General features: G+C 22.4%; 18 protein-coding genes and 2 tRNA genes. 9 read left to right on the top strand and 11 right to left on the bottom strand.

Annotated features, from left to right (window positions below; genetic code table 11):
- Positions 1–41 precede the first annotated feature (41 nt).
- Entirely contained in the window at positions 42–617 is a 576-nt protein-coding gene (locus tag NHG04_01105) for an ATP-dependent Clp protease proteolytic subunit (protein WGH27544.1), read from the top strand.
- 5 nt (positions 618–622) lie between these two features.
- On the top strand, positions 623–1,795 hold the full coding sequence (clpX, locus tag NHG04_01100; GenBank protein ID WGH27255.1) for an ATP-dependent Clp protease ATP-binding subunit ClpX: 1,173 nt from the start codon (positions 623–625) through the stop codon (positions 1,793–1,795).
- Here clpX and sppA read toward each other — a convergent pair.
- Positions 1,792–3,450 carry a signal peptide peptidase SppA gene (sppA, locus tag NHG04_01095; GenBank protein ID WGH27254.1) on the bottom strand — a complete coding sequence of 553 codons (1,659 nt, stop codon included), beginning with the start codon at positions 3,448–3,450 and terminating at the stop codon, positions 1,792–1,794. The two genes, clpX and sppA, sit on opposite strands and share 4 nt — an antisense overlap.
- A gap of 62 nt (positions 3,451–3,512) precedes the next feature.
- On the opposite strand from sppA, the gene mutS reads away from it, so the two are divergent.
- The 4 genes from mutS to NHG04_01075 all read left to right on the top strand — a co-directional run bounded on the left by mutS (position 3,513) and on the right by NHG04_01075 (position 6,547).
- Positions 3,513–5,912, top strand: coding sequence for a DNA mismatch repair protein MutS (gene mutS / locus NHG04_01090; protein WGH27253.1), 2,400 nt, complete (start codon positions 3,513–3,515; stop codon positions 5,910–5,912).
- Between the two features lie 28 nt (positions 5,913–5,940).
- Positions 5,941–6,014, top strand: a tRNA-Gly gene (locus NHG04_01085).
- Positions 6,015–6,024: 10 nt separating this feature from the next.
- Positions 6,025–6,111, top strand: a tRNA-Leu gene (locus NHG04_01080).
- A gap of 16 nt (positions 6,112–6,127) precedes the next feature.
- Positions 6,128–6,547: a PaaI family thioesterase gene (locus NHG04_01075; GenBank protein ID WGH27252.1), complete on the top strand. Its 420-nt coding sequence runs from the start codon at positions 6,128–6,130 to the stop codon at positions 6,545–6,547.
- A 3-nt stretch (positions 6,548–6,550) separates the two neighbouring features.
- Here the strand turns inward: NHG04_01075 and NHG04_01070 are convergent, their stop codons facing one another.
- From NHG04_01070 to NHG04_01040, 7 genes are all read right to left on the bottom strand, one after another.
- Positions 6,551–7,828: an NAD(P)/FAD-dependent oxidoreductase gene (locus NHG04_01070; GenBank protein ID WGH27543.1), complete on the bottom strand. Its 1,278-nt coding sequence runs from the start codon at positions 7,826–7,828 to the stop codon at positions 6,551–6,553.
- A 78-nt stretch (positions 7,829–7,906) separates the two neighbouring features.
- Complete coding sequence (gene groL, locus NHG04_01065; GenBank protein ID WGH27251.1) at positions 7,907–9,547, bottom strand: chaperonin GroEL; 1,641 nt, start codon at positions 9,545–9,547, stop codon at positions 7,907–7,909.
- Positions 9,548–9,584: 37 nt separating this feature from the next.
- On the bottom strand, positions 9,585–9,863 hold the full coding sequence (locus tag NHG04_01060; protein ID WGH27250.1) for a co-chaperone GroES: 279 nt from the start codon (positions 9,861–9,863) through the stop codon (positions 9,585–9,587).
- A gap of 84 nt (positions 9,864–9,947) precedes the next feature.
- Positions 9,948–10,151: a preprotein translocase subunit SecG gene (gene secG / locus NHG04_01055; GenBank protein ID WGH27249.1), complete on the bottom strand. Its 204-nt coding sequence runs from the start codon at positions 10,149–10,151 to the stop codon at positions 9,948–9,950.
- Positions 10,152–10,190: 39 nt separating this feature from the next.
- Complete coding sequence (locus NHG04_01050; GenBank protein WGH27248.1) at positions 10,191–11,396, bottom strand: sigma-54 dependent transcriptional regulator; 1,206 nt, start codon at positions 11,394–11,396, stop codon at positions 10,191–10,193.
- Between the two features lie 2 nt (positions 11,397–11,398).
- The gene (gene miaB / locus NHG04_01045) at positions 11,399–12,784 is read right to left on the bottom strand and encodes a tRNA (N6-isopentenyl adenosine(37)-C2)-methylthiotransferase MiaB (GenBank protein WGH27247.1); all 1,386 of its coding nucleotides are present in this window, start codon (positions 12,782–12,784) and stop codon (positions 11,399–11,401) included.
- Positions 12,785–12,850: 66 nt separating this feature from the next.
- The gene (locus NHG04_01040; protein ID WGH27246.1) at positions 12,851–13,681 is read right to left on the bottom strand and encodes a PorT family protein; all 831 of its coding nucleotides are present in this window, start codon (positions 13,679–13,681) and stop codon (positions 12,851–12,853) included.
- A gap of 80 nt (positions 13,682–13,761) precedes the next feature.
- Here NHG04_01040 and NHG04_01035 point away from each other — a divergent pair, with 80 nt between their 5' ends.
- Positions 13,762–14,445, top strand: a complete 684-nt coding sequence (locus NHG04_01035) for a zinc metallopeptidase (GenBank protein ID WGH27245.1) — start codon at positions 13,762–13,764, stop codon at positions 14,443–14,445.
- Here NHG04_01035 and metE read toward each other — a convergent pair.
- Together metE and NHG04_01025 are read right to left on the bottom strand one after the other, a co-directional pair.
- Complete coding sequence (gene metE / locus NHG04_01030; protein ID WGH27244.1) at positions 14,433–16,709, bottom strand: 5-methyltetrahydropteroyltriglutamate--homocysteine S-methyltransferase; 2,277 nt, start codon at positions 16,707–16,709, stop codon at positions 14,433–14,435. The genes NHG04_01035 and metE overlap by 13 nt on opposite strands.
- A 62-nt stretch (positions 16,710–16,771) precedes the next feature.
- Positions 16,772–18,028: an aspartate kinase gene (locus NHG04_01025; protein ID WGH27243.1), complete on the bottom strand. Its 1,257-nt coding sequence runs from the start codon at positions 18,026–18,028 to the stop codon at positions 16,772–16,774.
- Between the two features lie 230 nt (positions 18,029–18,258).
- On the opposite strand from NHG04_01025, the gene NHG04_01020 reads away from it, so the two are divergent.
- On the top strand, positions 18,259–18,597 hold the full coding sequence (locus NHG04_01020) for a ribonuclease P protein component (GenBank protein WGH27242.1): 339 nt from the start codon (positions 18,259–18,261) through the stop codon (positions 18,595–18,597).
- 50 nt (positions 18,598–18,647) lie between these two features.
- Here the strand turns inward: NHG04_01020 and NHG04_01015 are convergent, their stop codons facing one another.
- The gene (locus NHG04_01015; protein ID WGH27241.1) at positions 18,648–19,229 is read right to left on the bottom strand and encodes a MarC family protein; all 582 of its coding nucleotides are present in this window, start codon (positions 19,227–19,229) and stop codon (positions 18,648–18,650) included.
- 157 nt (positions 19,230–19,386) lie between these two features.
- Here NHG04_01015 and NHG04_01010 point away from each other — a divergent pair, with 157 nt between their 5' ends.
- Entirely contained in the window at positions 19,387–20,853 is a 1,467-nt protein-coding gene (locus tag NHG04_01010; GenBank protein WGH27240.1) for a c-type cytochrome, read from the top strand.
- The last annotated feature ends 18 nt before the right edge of the window (positions 20,854–20,871 follow it).

Raw genomic sequence — 20,871 nt, 5'->3', positions numbered from 1 at the left:
AGTTAATATTTGATAAATATATTACTGCTATTGCTGCTTCTATGACTCCATATATTATAGAAGAACGAAAGTTAAATGTTGCTCAAATGGATGTTTTTTCTCGATTAATGATGAATAGAATTATTTTTATAGGTACAGCTATAAATGATCATATAGCTAATATAGTACAAGCACAATTATTATATTTAGAATCAGTTGATAATAGAGATATTAATATTTATATTAACTCTCCTGGAGGTAGTGTTTATGGAGGTTTAGGTATATATGATACAATGCAAATGATTAAACCTAATGTTGCTACAATATGTACTGGTGTAGCTGCTTCTATGGCTGCTGTTTTATTATGTTCTGGTACTAAAGGAAAACGGTCAGCATTAAAACATTCAAGAGTTATGATTCATCAACCTTTAGGAGGAGTACAAGGACAAGCTTCAGATATTGAAATAACAGCACGAGAAATTATAAAAATAAAAAAAGAATTATGTAATATAATTAGCTATCATACTGGACAATCAGTTAAAAAAATTGAAAAAGATTCTGATAGAGATCGTTGGATGTCTTCAAACGAAGCTTTATCATATGGTATGATTGATGAAGTTTTAAATCCAAAAAAATAAATTTTATGGAAAAAATGTGTTCCTTTTGTGGTAGAAAAAATAATGAAATATTAATAGGAATGTATATATGTGATATATGTATTACCGATAAATCAATAATAGAAAAAACAATAATAGAAAAAAAAAACAACACACAAAAAAATATTTTAAAAAAACCAAAAGATATAAAATGTTTTTTAGATCAATATGTAATAGATCAAGAAGAAGCTAAAAAAACACTTTCTGTAGCTGTATATAATCATTATAAACGAATCAATTATAATAAATATGATAAAAATAATGTAGAATTAGAAAAATCTAATATTCTTCTTATAGGAACTACAGGTATTGGCAAAACTTTACTGGCTCGTAGTATTTCAAAATTTTTAGATATTCCATTTGTTATCGTAGATGCTACAGGACTAACTGAAGCAGGTTATGTAGGAGAAGATGTAGAAAGTATATTAACTCATTTATTGCAATCCGCTAATTATAATATATATAAAGCTGAACAAGGAATTGTTTTTATTGATGAAATCGATAAAATAGCCAGAAAAGGAGATAATCCTTCAATTACTAGAGATGTTTCAGGAGAAGGTGTTCAACAAGCTTTACTTAAAATATTAGAAGGATCTATTGTTAATGTTCCTCCCCAAGGAGGAAGAAAACATCCAGAGCAAAAAATGATTCCAATAAATACTAAAAATATTTTATTTATAGCTGCAGGAGCATTTGAAGGTTTGGAACAAATTATTGCTAATAGATTAAATATGTCACCTATAGGGTATAAACAAAATTTTTTAAAAAAAATTAAACAAGAAAATATTTTAAATATGGTTATATCACATGATCTTCGTTCTTTCGGTTTAATTCCTGAATTAATAGGAAGATTACCAATAATTACTTATTTATATCCTTTAAATAAGATTTCTCTTAAAAAAATTCTTATTGAACCTAAAAATTCTTTGATTAAACAATATCAAAATTTGTTTAAAATGGATGGTATTACTTTAGAAATTACAGATGACGGTATTGAAGAAATTGTAAATAAAGCTTTAATACTTGGCTTAGGAGCAAGAGGTTTACGTACACTTTGTGAATATATATTTAAAGATTTTATGTTTGAAATAGACTCATTAAATAATGTTTTAAAATTAGATAAACATATAATATCTAATAAAATTAATAAAATATATTAATTAATACTAATATTAGTATAAGTATATATATAAATATTATTATTTTTTAATTGCAATAATAAATTTTTATTATCATTATATATTTGATAATAATTATTATTTTTAAATATATTAAATAATAATTTTTTAATAAATGATTCTTTTTTTATAGTAAAATTTACAATTGAATAATTTTTTAGATTTACTTGTTTGGCAGCAATTTTTATTGCATCATTTAAATTACCTAAAGAATCAATTAATCCAATTTTTAAAGCATCAATTCCAGACCATATTTTTCCTTGTGCTATTCTATTAATTTTATCTTTTGATATTTTTCTTTCTTTAGATATAGTTGTTATAAACTTATTATAAAAAAATGTCATGTTTTTTAACATGATATTTTTGTATTTATTTTTAATATTATTTATAGAAAATGGTCTACTATTTTTATTAGTCGATACATAATCTTGGGTAATACCTAATTTATTAGTCAATTCTTTAATTGTCATAATAATTCCAAATACTCCTATAGATCCTGTTATACTTAAAGGAGAAGCTAAAATTTTATTACCTGCAACAGCTATATAATATCCACCTGATGTTGCGTAATCTCCCATTGAAACAATTAATGGTTTTTTTCTTTTTAAAAGAACTAATTTATGATAAATATTTTCTGAAGCTATAGCATCTCCACCTTTAGAATTTATTTGTAAAACCACAGATTTTATTGATGGGTCATTTATTATTTTATTTATAATCAATTCATAATTTTTATCTTGAATATCATTAAGACCTTCACCTTGTTTTATTAAACCCTCAGCGTAAATAATAGCAATTTTATTTTTATAATTATCTTTTTTTGAATATAAATATTCTATATAATCATTTATTGATAAAAAATTTATTTTATATTTATTTTTATTTTTAATAGCATTTATGAATTCATCATAATACGCAATTTTATCTATAAAATTATATTTATATGATAAAGTTGAATTTTCTCCATAAAGTTCATTAGTAAAATGATTTATAAATTTAATATCTAAATTACGTGATTTACTAATATCATTAATTATATAATTCCAAATAGATGATAATAAATTTTTATATTGTTCACGACTTTCATGACTAATTTTATCATATAAAAATGGTTCTACAGCCGATTTATATTTTCCATGTCTAAATATGTTAAATTTTATTCCTATTTTTTTTGCCAATTTTTTATAAAACGTTTGTGATATACTAATACCTTTAATATCTAATTTTCCTGATGGATGTAAATATATTAAATCAGCTACTGAACATAAATAATATGCTAATTGAGAAATATATTGTCCATATGCATATATAAATTTTTTTGATTTTTTAAATTCTTTTAGAGCATCTCTTATATTTTTTACTTTAGAAAAGCCATTTAGGTTATGGTTATTTACTTCAATAATAATTCCTTTAATATTTTTATCGTTTTTAGCATTTATTATAGCATTTACATAATCATAATCATTATTATGAAAATTATTAATATATAATACATTATTATTAAATAATTTTATTTTTTTATTCTTATAAGAAGTATTATCAGTATAATTAGTATAATAATAAGGAATTATTAATATAATCATTAAACATAATATTCCTAATATTGTTCCTAATGCATATTTAAATATATTTTTCATATATATTATTTATATTATTTTATTATTATTTTATAATATAATAAAATTTATTGAATTGATTAATGAAGTTTACACCATTAATGAAGCAATATTATAATATTAAAGAAAAATATAAAGATGCTATATTATTATTTAGAGTAGGTGATTTTTATGAAACCTTTGGAGAAGATGCTATTAAATGTTCACAATTACTTGATATTGCTTTAACAAAACGTTATCCTGGATCAAGATATGATATTCATTTAGCAGGATTTCCATATCATGCTTTAGACAATTATTTATATAAATTGATTAAAGCAGGTATGCGAGTAGCTATTTGTGATCAACTAGAAGATTCTAATAATAAAACTGAAAATTTAGTAAAAAGAGGAGTTACTGAATTGATAACTCCTGGTGTTAATCTTAATGATAAGGTATTACATGTTAGATATAATAATTTTTTAACTGCTATACATATAGAAGAAAATAAAAACATAGGTTTAGCATTTTTAGATATTTCTACTGGAGAATTTTTTATAACAGAATGCAATATTGATAATACTATTAATATTATTAAACGTATTAATCCTAGTGAAATAATTTATCCAAAAAAACAACAAAAAATAGTTGACAAACTTTTTAAAAAAGATTTTTATCTATATGCTATAGATGATTGGTATTTTGAATACGATTCTTCATATGAAAAATTAATTAATCATTTTCAAATAAATTCACTTAAATGTTTTAAAATAGAAAATTTAAAATTAGGAATTATTGCATCTGGTGTAATATTACATTATTTATATAATACTTGTCATAATAATATTAAACATATTACATCTATTCGTAAGATTAATGAATCTAAATATATGTGGATAGATGATTTTACAATACGTAATCTTGAAATAAATAAATCTATAAGAAATCAAGGTGTATCTTTAATATCTATTTTAGATAAAACTATATCCCCAATGGGATCTAGATTATTAAAACGTTGGATAAATTTTCCTATAAAAGAAATATCATCAATTATTAATAGACAAAATATTGTAACCGAATTATTAAATAATTCTGATATATCTATTTTTTTATCAAAAAATTTAAAACAAATATCAGATATAGAACGTTTAATTTCTAAAGTAGCTACGGAAAAAATAAATCCCCGTGAAGTAATAACATTATCAAATTCATTAGAAATAATAAACAAAATAAAAAATTTTTTAGATTCTAAATCTAATTTATTAAAATTATTTAGTAACAAACTAAAAAATTGTGATAATTTACGAAATCATATAATTAATACATTAAATTCTGATCCTTCTTATCAAATAAATAAGGGCAATATTATTGCTAGTGGAGTATCAAAAGAATTAGATGAATTACGTAATATTGTATCTTCTAATAAAGACTATTTAATAAAATTATGTAATAAAGAACAAATACGTACAGGTATAAATAATATTAAAATATATTATAATAATATATTAGGATATTTTCTTGAAATAAGAAATACTTATAAAAATAAAGTTCCTTCAAACTGGATACGAAAACAAACTTTAGTAGGTTCTGAACGTTATGTAACTGAAGAATTAAAAAATTATGAATTAAAAATTTTAGGTTCAGAAAAAAAAATTATAACATTAGAAATACAATTATTTAAAGAATTAATACAATTCATTTCAAATGATATAAAATCTTTACAATTAAATGCCAAATTAATTGCAATTATAGATGTTTTGCACTCTTTTTCTATTTGTGCAAAACAAAATAATTACATTAAACCGATTTTAGATAAATCTTTTGATATATGTATAAAAGAAGGTCGACATCCTGTTATAGAAAAACAAATTGATACATATATTCCCAATAATATTATTCTTAATACAAAAGATCAACAAATAATTATAATAACTGGACCCAATATGTCAGGAAAATCAGCAATTTTACGTCAAACTGCTATAATAGCATTAATGGCACATATAGGTAGTTATGTTCCAGCAACATATGCAAAAATTGGGTTAATAGATAGAATATTTAGTAGAGTAGGAGCTTCAGATAATATTTCTATTGGAGAATCAACTTTTATGGTAGAAATGACTGAAACTGCTGGTATTTTGAATAATATTTCTAACAGAAGTTTAATAATTTTAGATGAAATAGGTAGAGGCACTAGTACTTATGATGGTATTTCAATTGCTTGGGCTATTGTTGAATATTTACATCAACATATAAATAGACCTAGAACATTATTTTCCACTCATTATCATGAACTAAATAAAATGATGTTATTATTTAATAGAATTAAAAACTATAATGTTTCTGTTAAAGAAATAAATGGTAATATTCTTTTTTTAAGAAAATTAATTCCTGGTGGCAGCACACATAGTTTTGGTATTCATGTTGCTAAAATAGCTGGAATACCATCTGAAGTAATAAAAAGATCTATAGAAATATTAAAAAATATTGAAAAGAAAAAAAAATAATATAATTTATTTTATATTATAATAATATGCGAGAATAGCTCAGATTGGTAGAGCACGACTTTGCCAAAGTCGGGGTCGCGGGTTCGAATCCCGTTTCTCGCTCATAATAAATACCCGAGTGATGGAATTGGTAGACATGCAAGACTCAAAATCTTGTGGCCTTTATTGGGCCATGCGGGTTCAATTCCCGCCTCGGGTACGTTACTACAACAAAAATGAATGACAAATCAAAATATTTATTAAAGTGGTTTAATACTTTAAGTAATAAAACTTTAATAAAAAATATTACTTATATTGAACTAGGAAGTCAATTTTTAATTGCTAAAATGCCTATACAGGACAATTTACGTCAACCTATGGGTTTTTTACATGGAGGTGTTATAGTTTACATAGCTGAAAGTATTGGTAGTATGCTTTCTATTAGCCAAATAGATTATAATAAATTTTATGTATTTACTTTAGAAATATCTGCTAATTATATACGTAACAAAAAAGATGGAGAAATATATGCAAAAGCTTATTTAATCCATAAAGGAAAAACTACTCATTTTATTCAAATAAAAGTATTAGATGAATATAATAATATTATAAGTCAATGTAAAATGACAAATATTATAATATCTAAAAATACATAATTATTATTTTTTATTATTATTAATTTTTAACATTATACTTTTATTATAATTATTGTATTGTATAATACAATTTGCTAAAGCAATTATTTTATTACGAAATCCAACCAAATTAATTATATGTATTATAATCCATATAAACCAAGCTATAAATCCTTTTAACCTAATAAACCTCAAATCACATACTGCTTTATTTCTTCCAATAATTGCCATATATCCCATATTTACATAATTAAAAGGCTGCATTTTTTTTCCCAACATCATATTATTTAAATTTTTTGCTAATCTAATCCCTTGTTGTATAGCTGGTTGTACTGTCATAGGATGACCTTTAGGGAATTTTTCATTTTTAATCATAGCTACGTCACCTATAGCAAAAATATTTTCGTATTTTTTAATCTTATTAAAATTATCTACTAAAAATCTTCCATGTTCTATAACTAATTTATCCAATCCATCTATTATTGCACCTTTTACTCCTGCTGCCCATATTACAGTGGAAGATTCTATTGAAATAGAATTATTAATAATATTTTTATTAATAATATTTACAATTTTACCATTATAATCAGTTACAACTGAATTTAACAAAATATTAACACCTAATTCTTTTAAATCTTTAAAAGCTTGTGAAGAAGATTTTTCAGACATATACTCTAATATTTTATTAGAAGCTTGAATTAAATGTATATTCATATGATTAATATCAATATCTGGATAATCACGTGGTAATACTACTTTTTTCATTTCAGCTAAAGATCCCGCTAATTCTACACCTGTAGGACCACCTCCAACAATTACAAAAGTCATTAGTAGTTTCCGTTTATTTACATCATTTGTTAATATAGCAGTTTCAAACTTTTGTAATATTATACTCCGTATATCTAAAGCGTCATGTATAGATGTTAATGATAATGATTCAATATTTTTTTTACCAAAAAAATTAGTTACAGAACCTGTAGCTATAATTAAATAATCATAATTAATATCACCAATATTTGAATATATTTTGTTTTGATTAGTATCAATACGATTAACTTGAGCTAATCTAAAGAAAAAATTTTTTTTATTTTTAATAATAGTTCTTATAGAACAAGCAATAGAATCCGGTTCTAATCCATATGTAGCAACTTGATACAAAAGTGGTTTAAAAGTATGATAATTGTTTTTATCTAAAAGTACAACTTGAAAATAATTTCTATTAAGTCTTTTAGCTATTTCTAAGCCAGCAAATCCAGCCCCAATTATAACAACTCTTTTTAAATTAGTATATGGAATATTCATAGCCATAATTTATTAATTAATTAATTAATAAATTAAAAAAAAAGGACATCTTAAATGTCCTTTTTTTTAAAATTTTTTTTACATCATACCTCCTACTCCACCACCTCCTGATGGCATTGGATGGGGACTTGGTTCATCTTTTTTAATATCTGTTATTACACATTCAGTAGTTAATAACATACCACCTACAGAAGTAGCGTTTTCTAATGCTGCACGAGCTACTTTAGTAGGATCTATAATTCCTTCATCTATCATATTTTTATATTTACCTTCTTTAGCATCATAACCAAAATCTCCTTCTTCACTGGCTACTTTAGCAACTATTACTGCTCCTTCTTCACCAGCATTATCAACAATTTGACGTAAAGGCTCTTCAAGAGCTCTTTTTATTATTTTAATTCCAGTATCTTGATCTACATTATCTCCTTTCAAATTGTCAAGAGCTTTTATAGCACGAACTAACGCAACCCCTCCACCTCCTACAATACCTTCTTCCACAGCTGCACGAGTAGCATTAAGAGCATCATCTACACGTTCTTTTTTTTCTTTCATTTCAACTTCAGATGCAGCTCCTACATATAGAACAGCAACACCACCAGCTAATTTTGCTAAACGTTCTTGAAGTTTTTCTTTATCATAATCAGAAGTACTATTTTTTATTTGAGATTTGATTTCATCAATTCTAGATTTAATTCTTTTTTTATCTCCTAATCCGTTGACAATAGTTGTATTATCTTTATCAATTGTAACTCTTTCAGCACGACCAAGCATATCTAACTTAGTATTTTCAAGTTTTACTCCTGTTTCTTCAGATATTACAATACCTCCTGTAAGAATTGCTATATCTTCTAACATAGCTTTTCTTCTATCTCCAAATCCGGGAGCTTTTACTGCGGCCACTTTTAATGTACCACGTATTTTGTTAACTACTATTGTAGCTAATGCTTCGCCTTCTACTTCTTCAGAAATAATTAATAAAGGTTTACCAGATTGTGCAACAGGTTCTAATATAGGAAGCAAATCTTTCATAGAAGAAATTTTTTTATCATAAAGCAATATATATGGATCATCTAAACCAGTAGTCATTTTTTCTGTATTAGTTACAAAATAAGGAGATTGATATCCACGATCAAATTGCATTCCTTCTACAACATCAACAGTAGTTTCTATACCTTTTGCTTCTTCAACAGTAATAACACCTTCTTTACCTACTTTTTCAAAAGCTTTTGCTATAAGATCTCCTATAGTTTCATCATTATTAGCTGATATAGAAGCTACTTGTTTTATTTTTTCATTACTTCCACCCACAGTTTTTGATTGTCTTCTTAAATCTGATACAACTACTTCTACAGCTTTATCAATACCACGTTTTAAATCCATTGGATTAGCTCCAGCCGCTACATTTTTTAATCCTTCACGAACAATAGCTTGAGCTAAAACAGTTGCTGTAGTAGTTCCGTCACCTGCAACTTCATTAGTTTTAGAAGCGACTTCTTTAACCATTTGTGCACCTAAATTTTCTATAGGATCTTCTAATTCTATTTCTTTAGCTACAGTTACCCCATCTTTTGTCACTTGAGGGCCTCCAAAAGATTTTTGAATAACAACATTTCTACCTTTAGGACCTAAAGTTTTTTTAACTGCATTAGCTAGTGTATCTACACCTTTTATTAATTTATTTCGTGCCTCTACACCAAATTTAATATCCTTTGCTGCCATAATATAATTTTTATATAATTTTTAAAGTTTATAATTATTAAATAATTGCAATAATATCAGACTCACGCATAATTAGATAGTCTTTTCCTTCCCATTTTAATTCAGTTCCTGAATATTTTCCATATAATACCTCATTACCTACTTTAACAGTCATAGGTTCATCTTTTTTTCCATTTCCAACAGCTATTACTTTACCTCTTTGAGGTTTTTCTTTAGCTGTATCAGGTATATAAATGCCTGCAGCAGTTTTAGTTTCTGCAGGAGCAGGTTCTATTACTACACGATCTGCTAAAGGTCTAATATTTAATTCTGTCATAATAATATAATTGTTTTATTCGCATATTATGTATGATCCAAAAATATGCCATTTTATTAAAAATTATTAAAAAATGACATAATGTCATTTTTTAATAATTAAATTAAATATTATAATAAATGTTATAATTAAAAAAACTAATATCCATGTTATTTTTTCAATAAAAGAACTAGTGTTAGATATACCAAAAATATTTTGTGTATTTTTTTGAAAAAATGATTTATAAAATCCTCCTTCTTTAGTATTTTGAATTAAAATGATTATAAGTAAAAGTATACATAAAATCATAATTATGATATATAAAAATAATCCCATTATTTCAATAATTTATAATCCATATTCTTTTATTTTTCTATATAAAGTCCGTTCAGAAATACCTAATTCTTGAGCAGCTATTTTTCGGTTACCGTTATTTTTTGTTAGTGCTTTACGAATAAATTCTAATTCTTTTTCTTTAATAAAAAGAGATTCATTTGAATTTAAATCATTGTTCTTTGTAATATGTTCTAATTGATATATTTTTTCAATTGAAAAATTTTTTTCATTATTTAAAAATGAAAATATTTTATTACCAAATATTTTTTCTATTAATTTAGAATTTTTTTTTAAAAAAATAGTAGCATTATTGTTATTTCGTATTAATTGTAAAATTAATATTTTTAGATTATTTAAATCTTTACGCATATTAAATAATGCTTTATATAAAAATTTTTTTTCTTCTATATAATCTTTTTTTATAATTAAAGAACTATTAGTAGGAATATATTCTTTTATTTTTTCTAATGAAATTGTATTTTTTTCTAAAATTGATAATTGTTCAACAACGTTGCGTAATTGTCTAATATTTCCATTCCAATGATATTGTTCAATATAATTAACAGCTTCTTCAGTAAGTTTTATTGGAGTTATATTATATTTTTCAGAAAAATCATTAGCAAATTTGTTAAATAATATATTTATGTCTCCTTTTCTATATCTTAAAGGTGGAATATCTATCTGAATAGTATTAATACGATAATATAAATCTTCACGAAATTTTTTATTATTAATAGCTTCTATAAGATTAATATTAGTGGCAGATACTATACGTACATTAGTTTTTTGTACTTTAGAAGATCCTACTTTAATAAATTCACCTGATTCCAATATACGTAAAAGACGAATTTGTGTAGATAATGGTAATTCTCCTATTTCATCTAAAAAAATTGTTCCACCATTTGCTACTTCAAAATATCCTTTTCTAGAATTATTTGCACCAGTAAAAGCACCTTTTTCATGACCAAATAGTTCACTATTAATAGTACCTTCTGGTATAGCTCCACAATTAATTGCTATATATACATTATGTTTTCTGTATGAAAGTTGATGAATAATCTTTGGAATGAATTCTTTTCCTACTCCACTTTCTCCAACTACCATTACTGAAATATCAGTAGGTGCTATTAATATTGTTTTTTCCAATGATTTATATAACAGATAATCATTTCCAATAATTCCATATCTATGTTTTATATTTTGAATCAAATTATGCATAATCAAATAATTTTGCCAATTAAAGTAGATGAAATAATATTATTAACTTTAACATTAACAAATGTACCTATTTTATAATTTTTTTGTTTAGGAAAAACTATTGTAAGATTTTGAGAATTTCTTCCTGACCAATAATCTTTACTTTTTTTAGATTCTTTTTCTATTAAAACTTCTTGTATATTACCTATATATTGTTGCATTCTAAAATATGAGTGTTGTTTTTGTAAATTAATAATTTCTTTTAGCCTACGTTTTTTTATATACATAGGGATATCATCTTTAAAATGTTTTTCTGCAATAGTTCCAGGACGTACTGAATATATAAACATATATCCATAATGATATTTTACATATTCCATTAAACTTAATGTATCTTTATGATCTTGTTCAGTTTCTCCACAAAAACCAGTAATTATATCATGAGAAATTGAGCATTCAGGAATAATATTACGAATTTTATCTATTAAATAAATATATTCTTCACGAGAATATTTACGATTCATTTTTTTTAAAATACTATTACTTCCTGACTGAAATGGTAAATGAATATTATTGCAAATATTCGGATATTTTTTTATTATTGTTATTACTTTTTCTGACATATCATGTGGATTAGATGTAGAAAAACGTATCCGCATATTAGGAACTGATAAAGCAATTAATTCCAATAATTTAGAAAAATCTATAATATTATTATAATTAATATTAGGCATTTTATAAATATCTCTTTTTATTCCACTACCATTATACCATATATATGAATCAACATTTTGTCCTAAAAGAGTAATTTCTTTATATCCTTTATTATATAATAGTTTGCACTCTTTTATAATAGAATCAGGATCACGACTTCGTTCACGACCTCTTGTAAAAGGTACTATGCAAAAGCTACACATATTATCACATCCCCTAGTTATAGTAATAAAAGCAGTTATTTTATTTTCAAAATGAACTGGATTGATATCTGCATATGTTTCATACTTAGAAAGTATAGTATTTACAGCACTTTTTCCATCTTCAACTCCATCTTCAACTGAAGAAATAAGATTGGGAATATCTCTATAAGAATCAGGTCCAATAACTAAGTTAACAAGTTTTTCTTCTTCTAAAAATTTATACTTAAGTCGTTTAGCCATACAACCTAAAATTCCAATTATTAGATTAGGTTTTTTTTTTTTTAATAAATTAAATTTTTCTAAACGTTTTTTTATTGTTTGTTCAGCTTTTTCACGTATAGAGCAAGTATTTATAAAAATCAAATCTGCTTCTTCAAGATTAAAAGTAATTTTAAAATTTTCTTTTATTAAAATAGATGTTACTATTTCACTATCAGAAACATTCATTTGACAACCATAACTTTCTATATAAAATTTTCTATAATTATTCATACATAAAAATTAATTAAAAAAAAAGCTATTCTATATAGAATAGCTTTTTTTAATTAAATTAGCTAATTATAAAAATTTTATTGATAATCCTATTTGAAATACTGAATTAGAATTAAATTTTTTAGCTTCAAAAACCTTTGTCAATCCTATTTTATAACGTCCTGTAAGAGATAATATAGGCAAATTAATATATTTTCCTACAGCAAATTCAGTACCTACTATAAAACTAATACCTATATTATTAATATCAATTATTTCTTCTTTTATTTCTTTTTTTAAATCTGTTATATTTTTATTACTTTTAATTGCAAAATTAAATTCAGGACCAATTTCTAATGAAATATCATTTAATGAATATCCAATTAATAAAGGAAGATTTATATATTCATTGCATAATCTATTTAATCTTACTTCTTTTACTTTAGATACTTCAGATTTTGGTTTTCCTTTAGATACTTCAGATTCTTGTTTAAAATTAGATCCTTCATTGGAATAAATAAATTCTTGTTTTATGAAAAGATTTTTATTTATATTAAATTTTAAATAAAAACCACTATTAAAATCAAATATTGGAATATTATTTAATCCTATTATTGTAGCAATATTTAATCCTTTTTTTGAACCTATTTCAAATCTATTTAATTTATATTTATCATAATTAATAAAATCTTTTACTAATGCAACAATTTTAATTACATCAGTTTGTGAAAGAGGTTTTATAGTTTGTTTTAAAGGAGATTTTTGTTGAGATTTTTTATTTATAGGTTGTTTTAAAGTAGGTTTTTGTAAATTTTTACAATTACCTATATCAGATGCTATTGCTATTGAAAAAAATAATGTCAATAATATTGTGTAAATTCTAACGATATTTTTTTTCATATTTTCATTTTTATTCATTTTTATTATTAATATATTAATATTAAATAAATTTAATAATTTTTTTAAATTTATTAATAAATAAATAAATCATTTTTTAAATGACATATAATATAATAATTGGAATATTATTTTTATTAGGATTAATAGTAAATTATTATTTACTTTTTAAAGTTAAAAAATATTCACAACATAAATTTCATTTAAATGGAAAAGAAATTGCTGAACAAATGCTCAATTATTATGGTATAATAGATATACAAATTAATTATATAGATGGACAATTAACTGATCATTATAATCCTTTATCTAAAACAATTAATCTTAGCTATGATACTTATCATAATAGAAATATTTCTTCTGTAGCTATAGCATCTCATGAATGTGCACATGCTATACAACATAAAATTTGTTATAATATGTTCATATTACGATCAAAATTAATTCCTATTATTAATTTTTGTTCTCAATATACTAATTTAGTTATTCTAACAGGATTATATTATCCAATTGATAATAATTTACTATTGAATATTGGAATAGGATTATTATTTTTAATTGTTATCTTTTCATTAATAACATTACCAATTGAATTTGATGCAAGTACACGTGCTTTAAATTGGTTAAATAAATCCCATTTAGTTTCAAAAAATGAATATTTTAAAATAAAAGATTCATTAAAATGGGCTGCTTTTACGTATATAATTACGGCTTTAGGATCATTATATGAATTTATATATTTTTTTTCAAAATTTAAAAACAAATTGAATAATTATTTTAAATAAATTCTTGCTAATTTAACAGCTTCTACCATATTTTTTAGAGATTGGATTGTTTCATTCCATTTACGTGTTTTTAGACCACAATCAGGATTTATCCAAATATTTTCTATAGGTAAAAATTTACTTAATTCTTGAATTAAAGAATATATTTCTTCTATGCTAGGTATTCTAGGAGAATGAATATCATATACTCCAGGACCTATTCCATTAGGATATTTAAATTCTTTAAAAGCTTTTAAAAGTTTTAGTTTAGAACGTGATGTTTCTATAGTAATTACATCCACATCCATCTTAACTATATAATCTATAATATCATTAAATTCACTATAACACATGTGAGTATGAATTTGAGTTTCATCTTTTACACAACAAGATGAAATTTTGAATGCTTTAATAGCCCAATTTAAATAATAATTCCAATCTTTTTTCTTTAAAGGTAATCCTTCTCGAATAGCTGGTTCATCAATTTGAATAATTTTAATTCCAGCTTTTTCTAAAGCTTCTACTTCATCTCTAATAGCTAATGCTATTTGTTGGGCTGTAATCTCACGTTTTTGATCATCACGTACAAACGACCATTGCAATATGGTAATTGGTCCTGTAAGCATTCCTTTAATAGGTTTTTTTGTATGAGATTGAGCCAATTGACTCCAATCAACGGTTATATTTTGTTTACGAAAGACATCACCATAAATAATAGGAGGTTTTACATAACGACTACCATAACTTTGTACCCAACCATTTTTAGTAGAAATAAAACCATTTAAATATTCACTAAAATATTCAACCATATCATTACGTTCAAATTCTCCATGTACTAATACATCTAATCCAATCTCTTCTTGACATTTAATAACATTTATTATATTCTTTTCTATATAATTATTATATTCTTCTTTAGTTAAAAGACCCTTTTTAAATTTTAATCTAATTTGTCGTAGTTCTAAAGTTTGAGGAAATGATCCTATAGTAGTAGTTGGAAATAATGGTAATTTTAAATTTTTATTTTGTAATATTTTCCTAATATTAAACGGATTTTTACGATTCATATCTTCATCTTTAACTGAATCAACACGTTTTTTAACTTCTAAATTATTTATAAAATTATAATGTTTCCATAATTTTTTATTATTTTCTAATAAATTATTATTTCCATTAATTATTTGATATAAATGATCAATTTCCTCTAATTTTTGTTTTGCAAATGCAATAATTTCTTTAATTTCAATAGGAATATCATTTTCAATATTTATATCAAAAGGTATATGCATTAGAGAACAGTTAGGTGCTATCATAATACGATCATCTCCTAATATATCTATAGATTTTTTAATCTTTTCTACAGATTTAATATAATTATTTTTCCAAATATTACGTCCATCAATTATACCTAATGATAACATATATTTTTCAGGAAATTTTTTAATAAAAAAATTTAATTGATCAGGAGATTTGATTAAATCAATATGCAAAGCTTTAATAGGAAGATCAAATATTAAAGACATATTATGGGAGATATCTTCAAAATAAGTAGTCAATAAAATATTTAATCCTTCACATTGTTTAGAAATTTCTTCATAAGCATATATAAAAGCTTTTTTTTCTTTTTCAGAAAGATCAAAAATTAAAAAAGGTTCATCTAATTGTATCCATTTTGCTCCATCATTCTTAAGCTTAATAAGTATATCAACATAAATAGGAATTAGATTTTTAATTAAATCTATTCTATGAAAATTAGATTCTTTTTCTTTTCCTAATAAAAGATAAGATATTGGGCCTATTAATACAGGTTTTGGTTCTTTTGATAAATATTGTTTAGCTTCAGCAAATTCATCAAAAATTTTTGTAGAAAAAATATTAAATTTTTGATTATAAGTAAATTCTGGTACCATATAATGGTAATTAGTATCAAACCATTTAGTCATTTCCATTGCAGTAATATCTAAATTATCTTTTTGATATCCTCTTGCCATTGCAAAATAAAGATCAATATTATTATTTGAAGCATTCCATAATGGATCATAACGTTCAGGTATTACTCCTAATAAAAAAGACATATCTAAAACATGATCATAAAAACTAAAATCATTACAAGGAATTAAATCTAATCCATAAAATTCTTGAATTTTCCAATGTTCATATCTTAATTCTTTTGCTACTTTAAAAAGTACTTCTTTTTCTATTTTACCTTCCCAATATTTTTCAGAATATTTTTTCAATTGTCGTTTAATTCCAAAACGAGGATAACCTAAATTATGTTTTAACATAATAATATTATTTTATTATTGTAATAATAAGTTTTTTATATTGTAAATACAAAAAATATTTATTATTCTTTTATTATATATTGAGCAGTATCTAAAGTTATTTTAGATAAAATAATTAATTTATTTTTTACAAATTCTTTAATACAATCATTATTATAATGATATACTGTATATAATGATACTTTGTCAAGTATTTTTATTTTATACTTTACACTAAGTTTTTTAATTATATCATTTATATGATATGTATCATTAATACAAATATTTAAATCAAATGCTGAATTAATAAGTAATCCTATATTTATAAAATATTTAGCAATATATATCAATATATTATTAATATCTTGTTCTGAAACAAATGAATAATATTTTTTAAAAAAAGTAAGTAATATTTGATTTTTTTTTACCATATAACATGGTATATCAGGATTAATTTTAAAATTTTTACTTACTAAAGTACCATTTTCTTTAGGATTAATAAATGAACGTACATAAAGAGGTATATTTTTTTTTAATAATGGTTCTAAAGTTTTGGTATGAATTACTGTTGCACCATAATAAGCTAATTTTATTGCTTCTTCATAAGAAAGATTATTTAATAATGATACATTTTTAAAATAACGTGGATCTGCATTTAATATACCAGGGACATCTTTCCAAATAGTTTGACTATCAGCATTTAAACAATAAGAAAATACTGAAGCAGTATAATCTGATCCTTCTCTACCTAAAGTTGTAGTATAATTAGAATCATAACCTATAAAACCTTGAGTTATATATAATATTTTTTTTTTTGAATTGAAAAAATTCATATATTCCAATGTTTTTTTCCAATTTATTTTTGCATAACTATATGAACTATCTGTTATAATATATTGACGGACATCTATCCATATATTTTTAATACCTATTAAATTAAAATATTCACTAATAATTTTTGTAGAAATTAATTCTCCACAACTTACTATTTGATCATATACAAAATTATAATTTTTAGATTTATTTTGTTTAAAAAAATTTTTAATTTTATCAAATTTATTATTTATAAATAAAAAAATATAATGTCCATTAGGAAATAAATCATTACTTATGTCAAAATGTTTTTTTTTGATATTGTTAATATCGTCTTCTATATTTTTATTTAAAAAATATTTTTTAACTATTTGTTCTAACGCATTAGTTGTTTTATCAATTGCTGATATTATCACTATAAATAAATTATTATTATTGCAATTTGAATATAAAATATTACTTATATTTTTTATATTTTTAGCATCTTTTACAGATGCACCTCCAAATTTATAAACTTTTATTTTCAAATTATTTTATATATAAAAATATTATTTTAATAAATATTAATAATATTTATATAATATATATTATATATATTTTATATATATTATATTTTTTTTTTTAAAATATTTAAATAAAATATTATTTTAATAAATATTAATAATATTTATATAATATATATTATATATATTTTATATATATTATATTTTTTTTTTTAAAATATTTAAATAAATAAATTAAAATATTTAAATAATTAATGTATTGTTACATTAAAAAAAAATTAGAGTTTAATATAAAAAATTTTAAATATAAATATATTATAAAATACCAATTTATAAACTCAATAAATAATAAAAAAAATTATAATAAACTTATAACAATATCTGTTTCAAAACTAAATTTAAAAAAAGCAGTCTCTAGAAATAGAATTAAAAGATTAATAAAAGCATCATTATTAAATAATACATTAATTAAAAATTTAATATATAAATATAATAACATTATAATTATTTACATAGATAATAAAATTCCACCATTTAATATAATTAATCAATGTATAACAGATATTATATATTTATTATTATATATTAATTAATTATTTACATAGATAATCCACCATATAATTAATCAATGTATATTAATTAATTATATTTTATGTTTTATTAATTCACCAATATTATCTCCAAAAAGTTTTAAAGAAAATGCTAATAAAATTATTCCAAATATTCTTTTTAATAAATCTAATCCACTGTCACCTATTTTTTTTGCTATAAAATCAGATTGTTCCAATACATAATAAACTATTATTATATTTAATAATAAAGAAATTATTATAATTTTTATATCAAAAATATTTCGTAATGAAATTAAAGTTGTTATAGATCCTGGTCCAGCTATTAATGGAAATGCAATAGGTACTATTGATATTTGAGAACTTTGTTTAATTTTATGTAATTCAATACCTAAAATCATTTCTACAGCAATAAAAAATAATACAATAGATCCAGCTACTGAAAAAGAATAAACATCAATACCTATAATTGTTAATATATTATTTCCAAATAATAAAAAAGATAAAAAAATACAAAAAGAAACCCATATTACTTTTTTAGTATTTATAATCTTTCCTGAAGATTTAAAACTCATTATAATTGGAGCATTACCTATAATATCTATTATGCTAAATAATATCATGAAACAAGCAATAAATGATTTTATTACTTCCATAAAAGTTTTTTTTTAAAAAAATTAATAAAAAAATGTACATATTTTTGTACACTGTTACAAATATATAATATATATATTATAAATATATATAATTAATATTATATATTTTATATATTTATTATTAATTTATTAAAATAAATTTATAAATGAATTAATAGTGGATGGTGGATGTAAAAAAAAATATCATTTCTTTATTTCTTTATTAACATTTATTATATTTTTTTTATCATATAATATTTACTATGCAGAAAAACCTATAGAAAAACCTATAGAAAAACCTATAGAAAAACCTATAGAAAAACCTATAGAAAAACCTATAGAAAAACCTATAGAAAAACCTATAGAAAAACCTATAGAAAAACCTATAGAAAAACCTATAGAAGGAAATTATGAAAATGGTGAAAAACTTTTTAAAAAACATTGTACTGCTTGTCATTCTTTAAATCAAGAATTAATAGGACCTGCTCTAGCTGGAGTTACTAAAAGGAGAAATATAAATTGGTTAAAAAAATGGATTAAAGATAATAAATCTCTTATAAAAAGTGGTGATAAAGATGCTATAGCTATTTATGAAAAATATAATAAAATAGAAATGAGTGCATTTCCACAACTATCTAATCAAGATATTAATGATATTATTTTTTTTATAGAAAAAAATTCTTCTACTCCTTCTACTACTTCTACTACTTCTACTACTACTACTACTACTTCTACTCCTTCTACTTCTACTCCTTATACTACTCCTTCTACCCAAAGAACTAATAATGTTTTAACAATCGAATTATTTATATTAATAATAATTATATTTTTTATCTTTCTAAGAATACGGACAATTTATTATTTAATAAATGTATCAAAAGAACCAAAAAAAAATGTAATTAAAAAAATATATACATATTTCTTTTTCTTAAAAAGAAATGCATATTTTTTTGGATATGTTTCTATATGCATAATAATTCTATTATCTCTTTATTTTATATTAAATTTTTCAATGAATATTGATGTTAATAAAGGTTATCAACCTATACAACCTATTCATTTTTCTCATAAAATTCATACTGGAATTAATAAAATTGATTGTAAATATTGTCATTCTAGTTCCCAATATGGAAAAGTTGCAGGAATTCCTTCTGTCAATTTATGTATGAATTGTCATAATACAATTACTGAATATAATGGCAATTATATTGCTAAAAATAAAAACAAAGAATTTTATACTAAAGAAATTCAAAAAATATATAAAGCAATAGGTTGGAATCCAAAAACTAGAGAATATTATGATAATATTGAACCTATACAATGGATTCGTATTCATAATATGCCCGATTTTGTTTATTTTGATCATTCTCAACATGTTATTATAGCAGAAGAAATTATTAAAAAACATAAATCTGTAGATATAGTCTGTAAAGCTTGTCATGGTGAAGTAGAAAAAATGGATGAAATTTTTATGGCTAATGATTTTACTATGAAATGGTGCATTTCATGTCATCGGACTATAGAAATAGTTAATAATACATATAATATTAATTATTTTAAAGAATTAATTAACAAACAAATACAAAATAAAAAACCTAATGTTAGCAATATAGGTGGTATTGATTGTGGAAAATGTCATTATTAATGTAATTAAATAAATAAA

The organism is Candidatus Bostrichicola ureolyticus, assembly GCA_029851125.1.
In the GTDB taxonomy this organism is placed as follows: domain Bacteria; phylum Bacteroidota; class Bacteroidia; order Flavobacteriales; family Blattabacteriaceae; genus Bostrichidicola; species Bostrichidicola ureolyticus.
Note: the sequence above shows the minus strand (reverse complement) of the source record. Positions and strands in the feature narration are given on the sequence as shown.

Bases quoted from the DNA above. Each gene is read 5' to 3' on its own strand.
- NHG04_01060 (WGH27250.1), bottom strand. From the start codon at position 9,863: ATGACAGAATTAAATATTAGACCTTTAGCAGATCGTGTAGTAATAGAA.
- secG (WGH27249.1), bottom strand. From the start codon at position 10,151: ATGATTTTATGTATACTTTTACTTATAATCATTTTAATTCAAAATACT.
- metE (WGH27244.1), bottom strand. From the start codon at position 16,709: ATGTTAAAACATAATTTAGGTTATCCTCGTTTTGGAATTAAACGACAA.
- miaB (WGH27247.1), bottom strand. From the start codon at position 12,784: ATGAATAATTATAGAAAATTTTATATAGAAAGTTATGGTTGTCAAATG.
- NHG04_01020 (WGH27242.1), top strand. From the start codon at position 18,259: ATGTATTGTTACATTAAAAAAAAATTAGAGTTTAATATAAAAAATTTT.
- NHG04_01075 (WGH27252.1), top strand. From the start codon at position 6,128: ATGAATGACAAATCAAAATATTTATTAAAGTGGTTTAATACTTTAAGT.
- sppA (WGH27254.1), bottom strand. From the start codon at position 3,450: ATGAAAAATATATTTAAATATGCATTAGGAACAATATTAGGAATATTA.
- NHG04_01035 (WGH27245.1), top strand. From the start codon at position 13,762: ATGACATATAATATAATAATTGGAATATTATTTTTATTAGGATTAATA.
- NHG04_01040 (WGH27246.1), bottom strand. From the start codon at position 13,681: ATGAATAAAAATGAAAATATGAAAAAAAATATCGTTAGAATTTACACA.
- NHG04_01050 (WGH27248.1), bottom strand. From the start codon at position 11,396: ATGCATAATTTGATTCAAAATATAAAACATAGATATGGAATTATTGGA.
- NHG04_01015 (WGH27241.1), bottom strand. From the start codon at position 19,229: ATGGAAGTAATAAAATCATTTATTGCTTGTTTCATGATATTATTTAGC.
- mutS (WGH27253.1), top strand. From the start codon at position 3,513: ATGAAGTTTACACCATTAATGAAGCAATATTATAATATTAAAGAAAAA.
- NHG04_01070 (WGH27543.1), bottom strand. From the start codon at position 7,828: ATGAATATTCCATATACTAATTTAAAAAGAGTTGTTATAATTGGGGCT.
- NHG04_01105 (WGH27544.1), top strand. From the start codon at position 42: ATGACTCCATATATTATAGAAGAACGAAAGTTAAATGTTGCTCAAATG.
- groL (WGH27251.1), bottom strand. From the start codon at position 9,547: ATGGCAGCAAAGGATATTAAATTTGGTGTAGAGGCACGAAATAAATTA.
- clpX (WGH27255.1), top strand. From the start codon at position 623: ATGGAAAAAATGTGTTCCTTTTGTGGTAGAAAAAATAATGAAATATTA.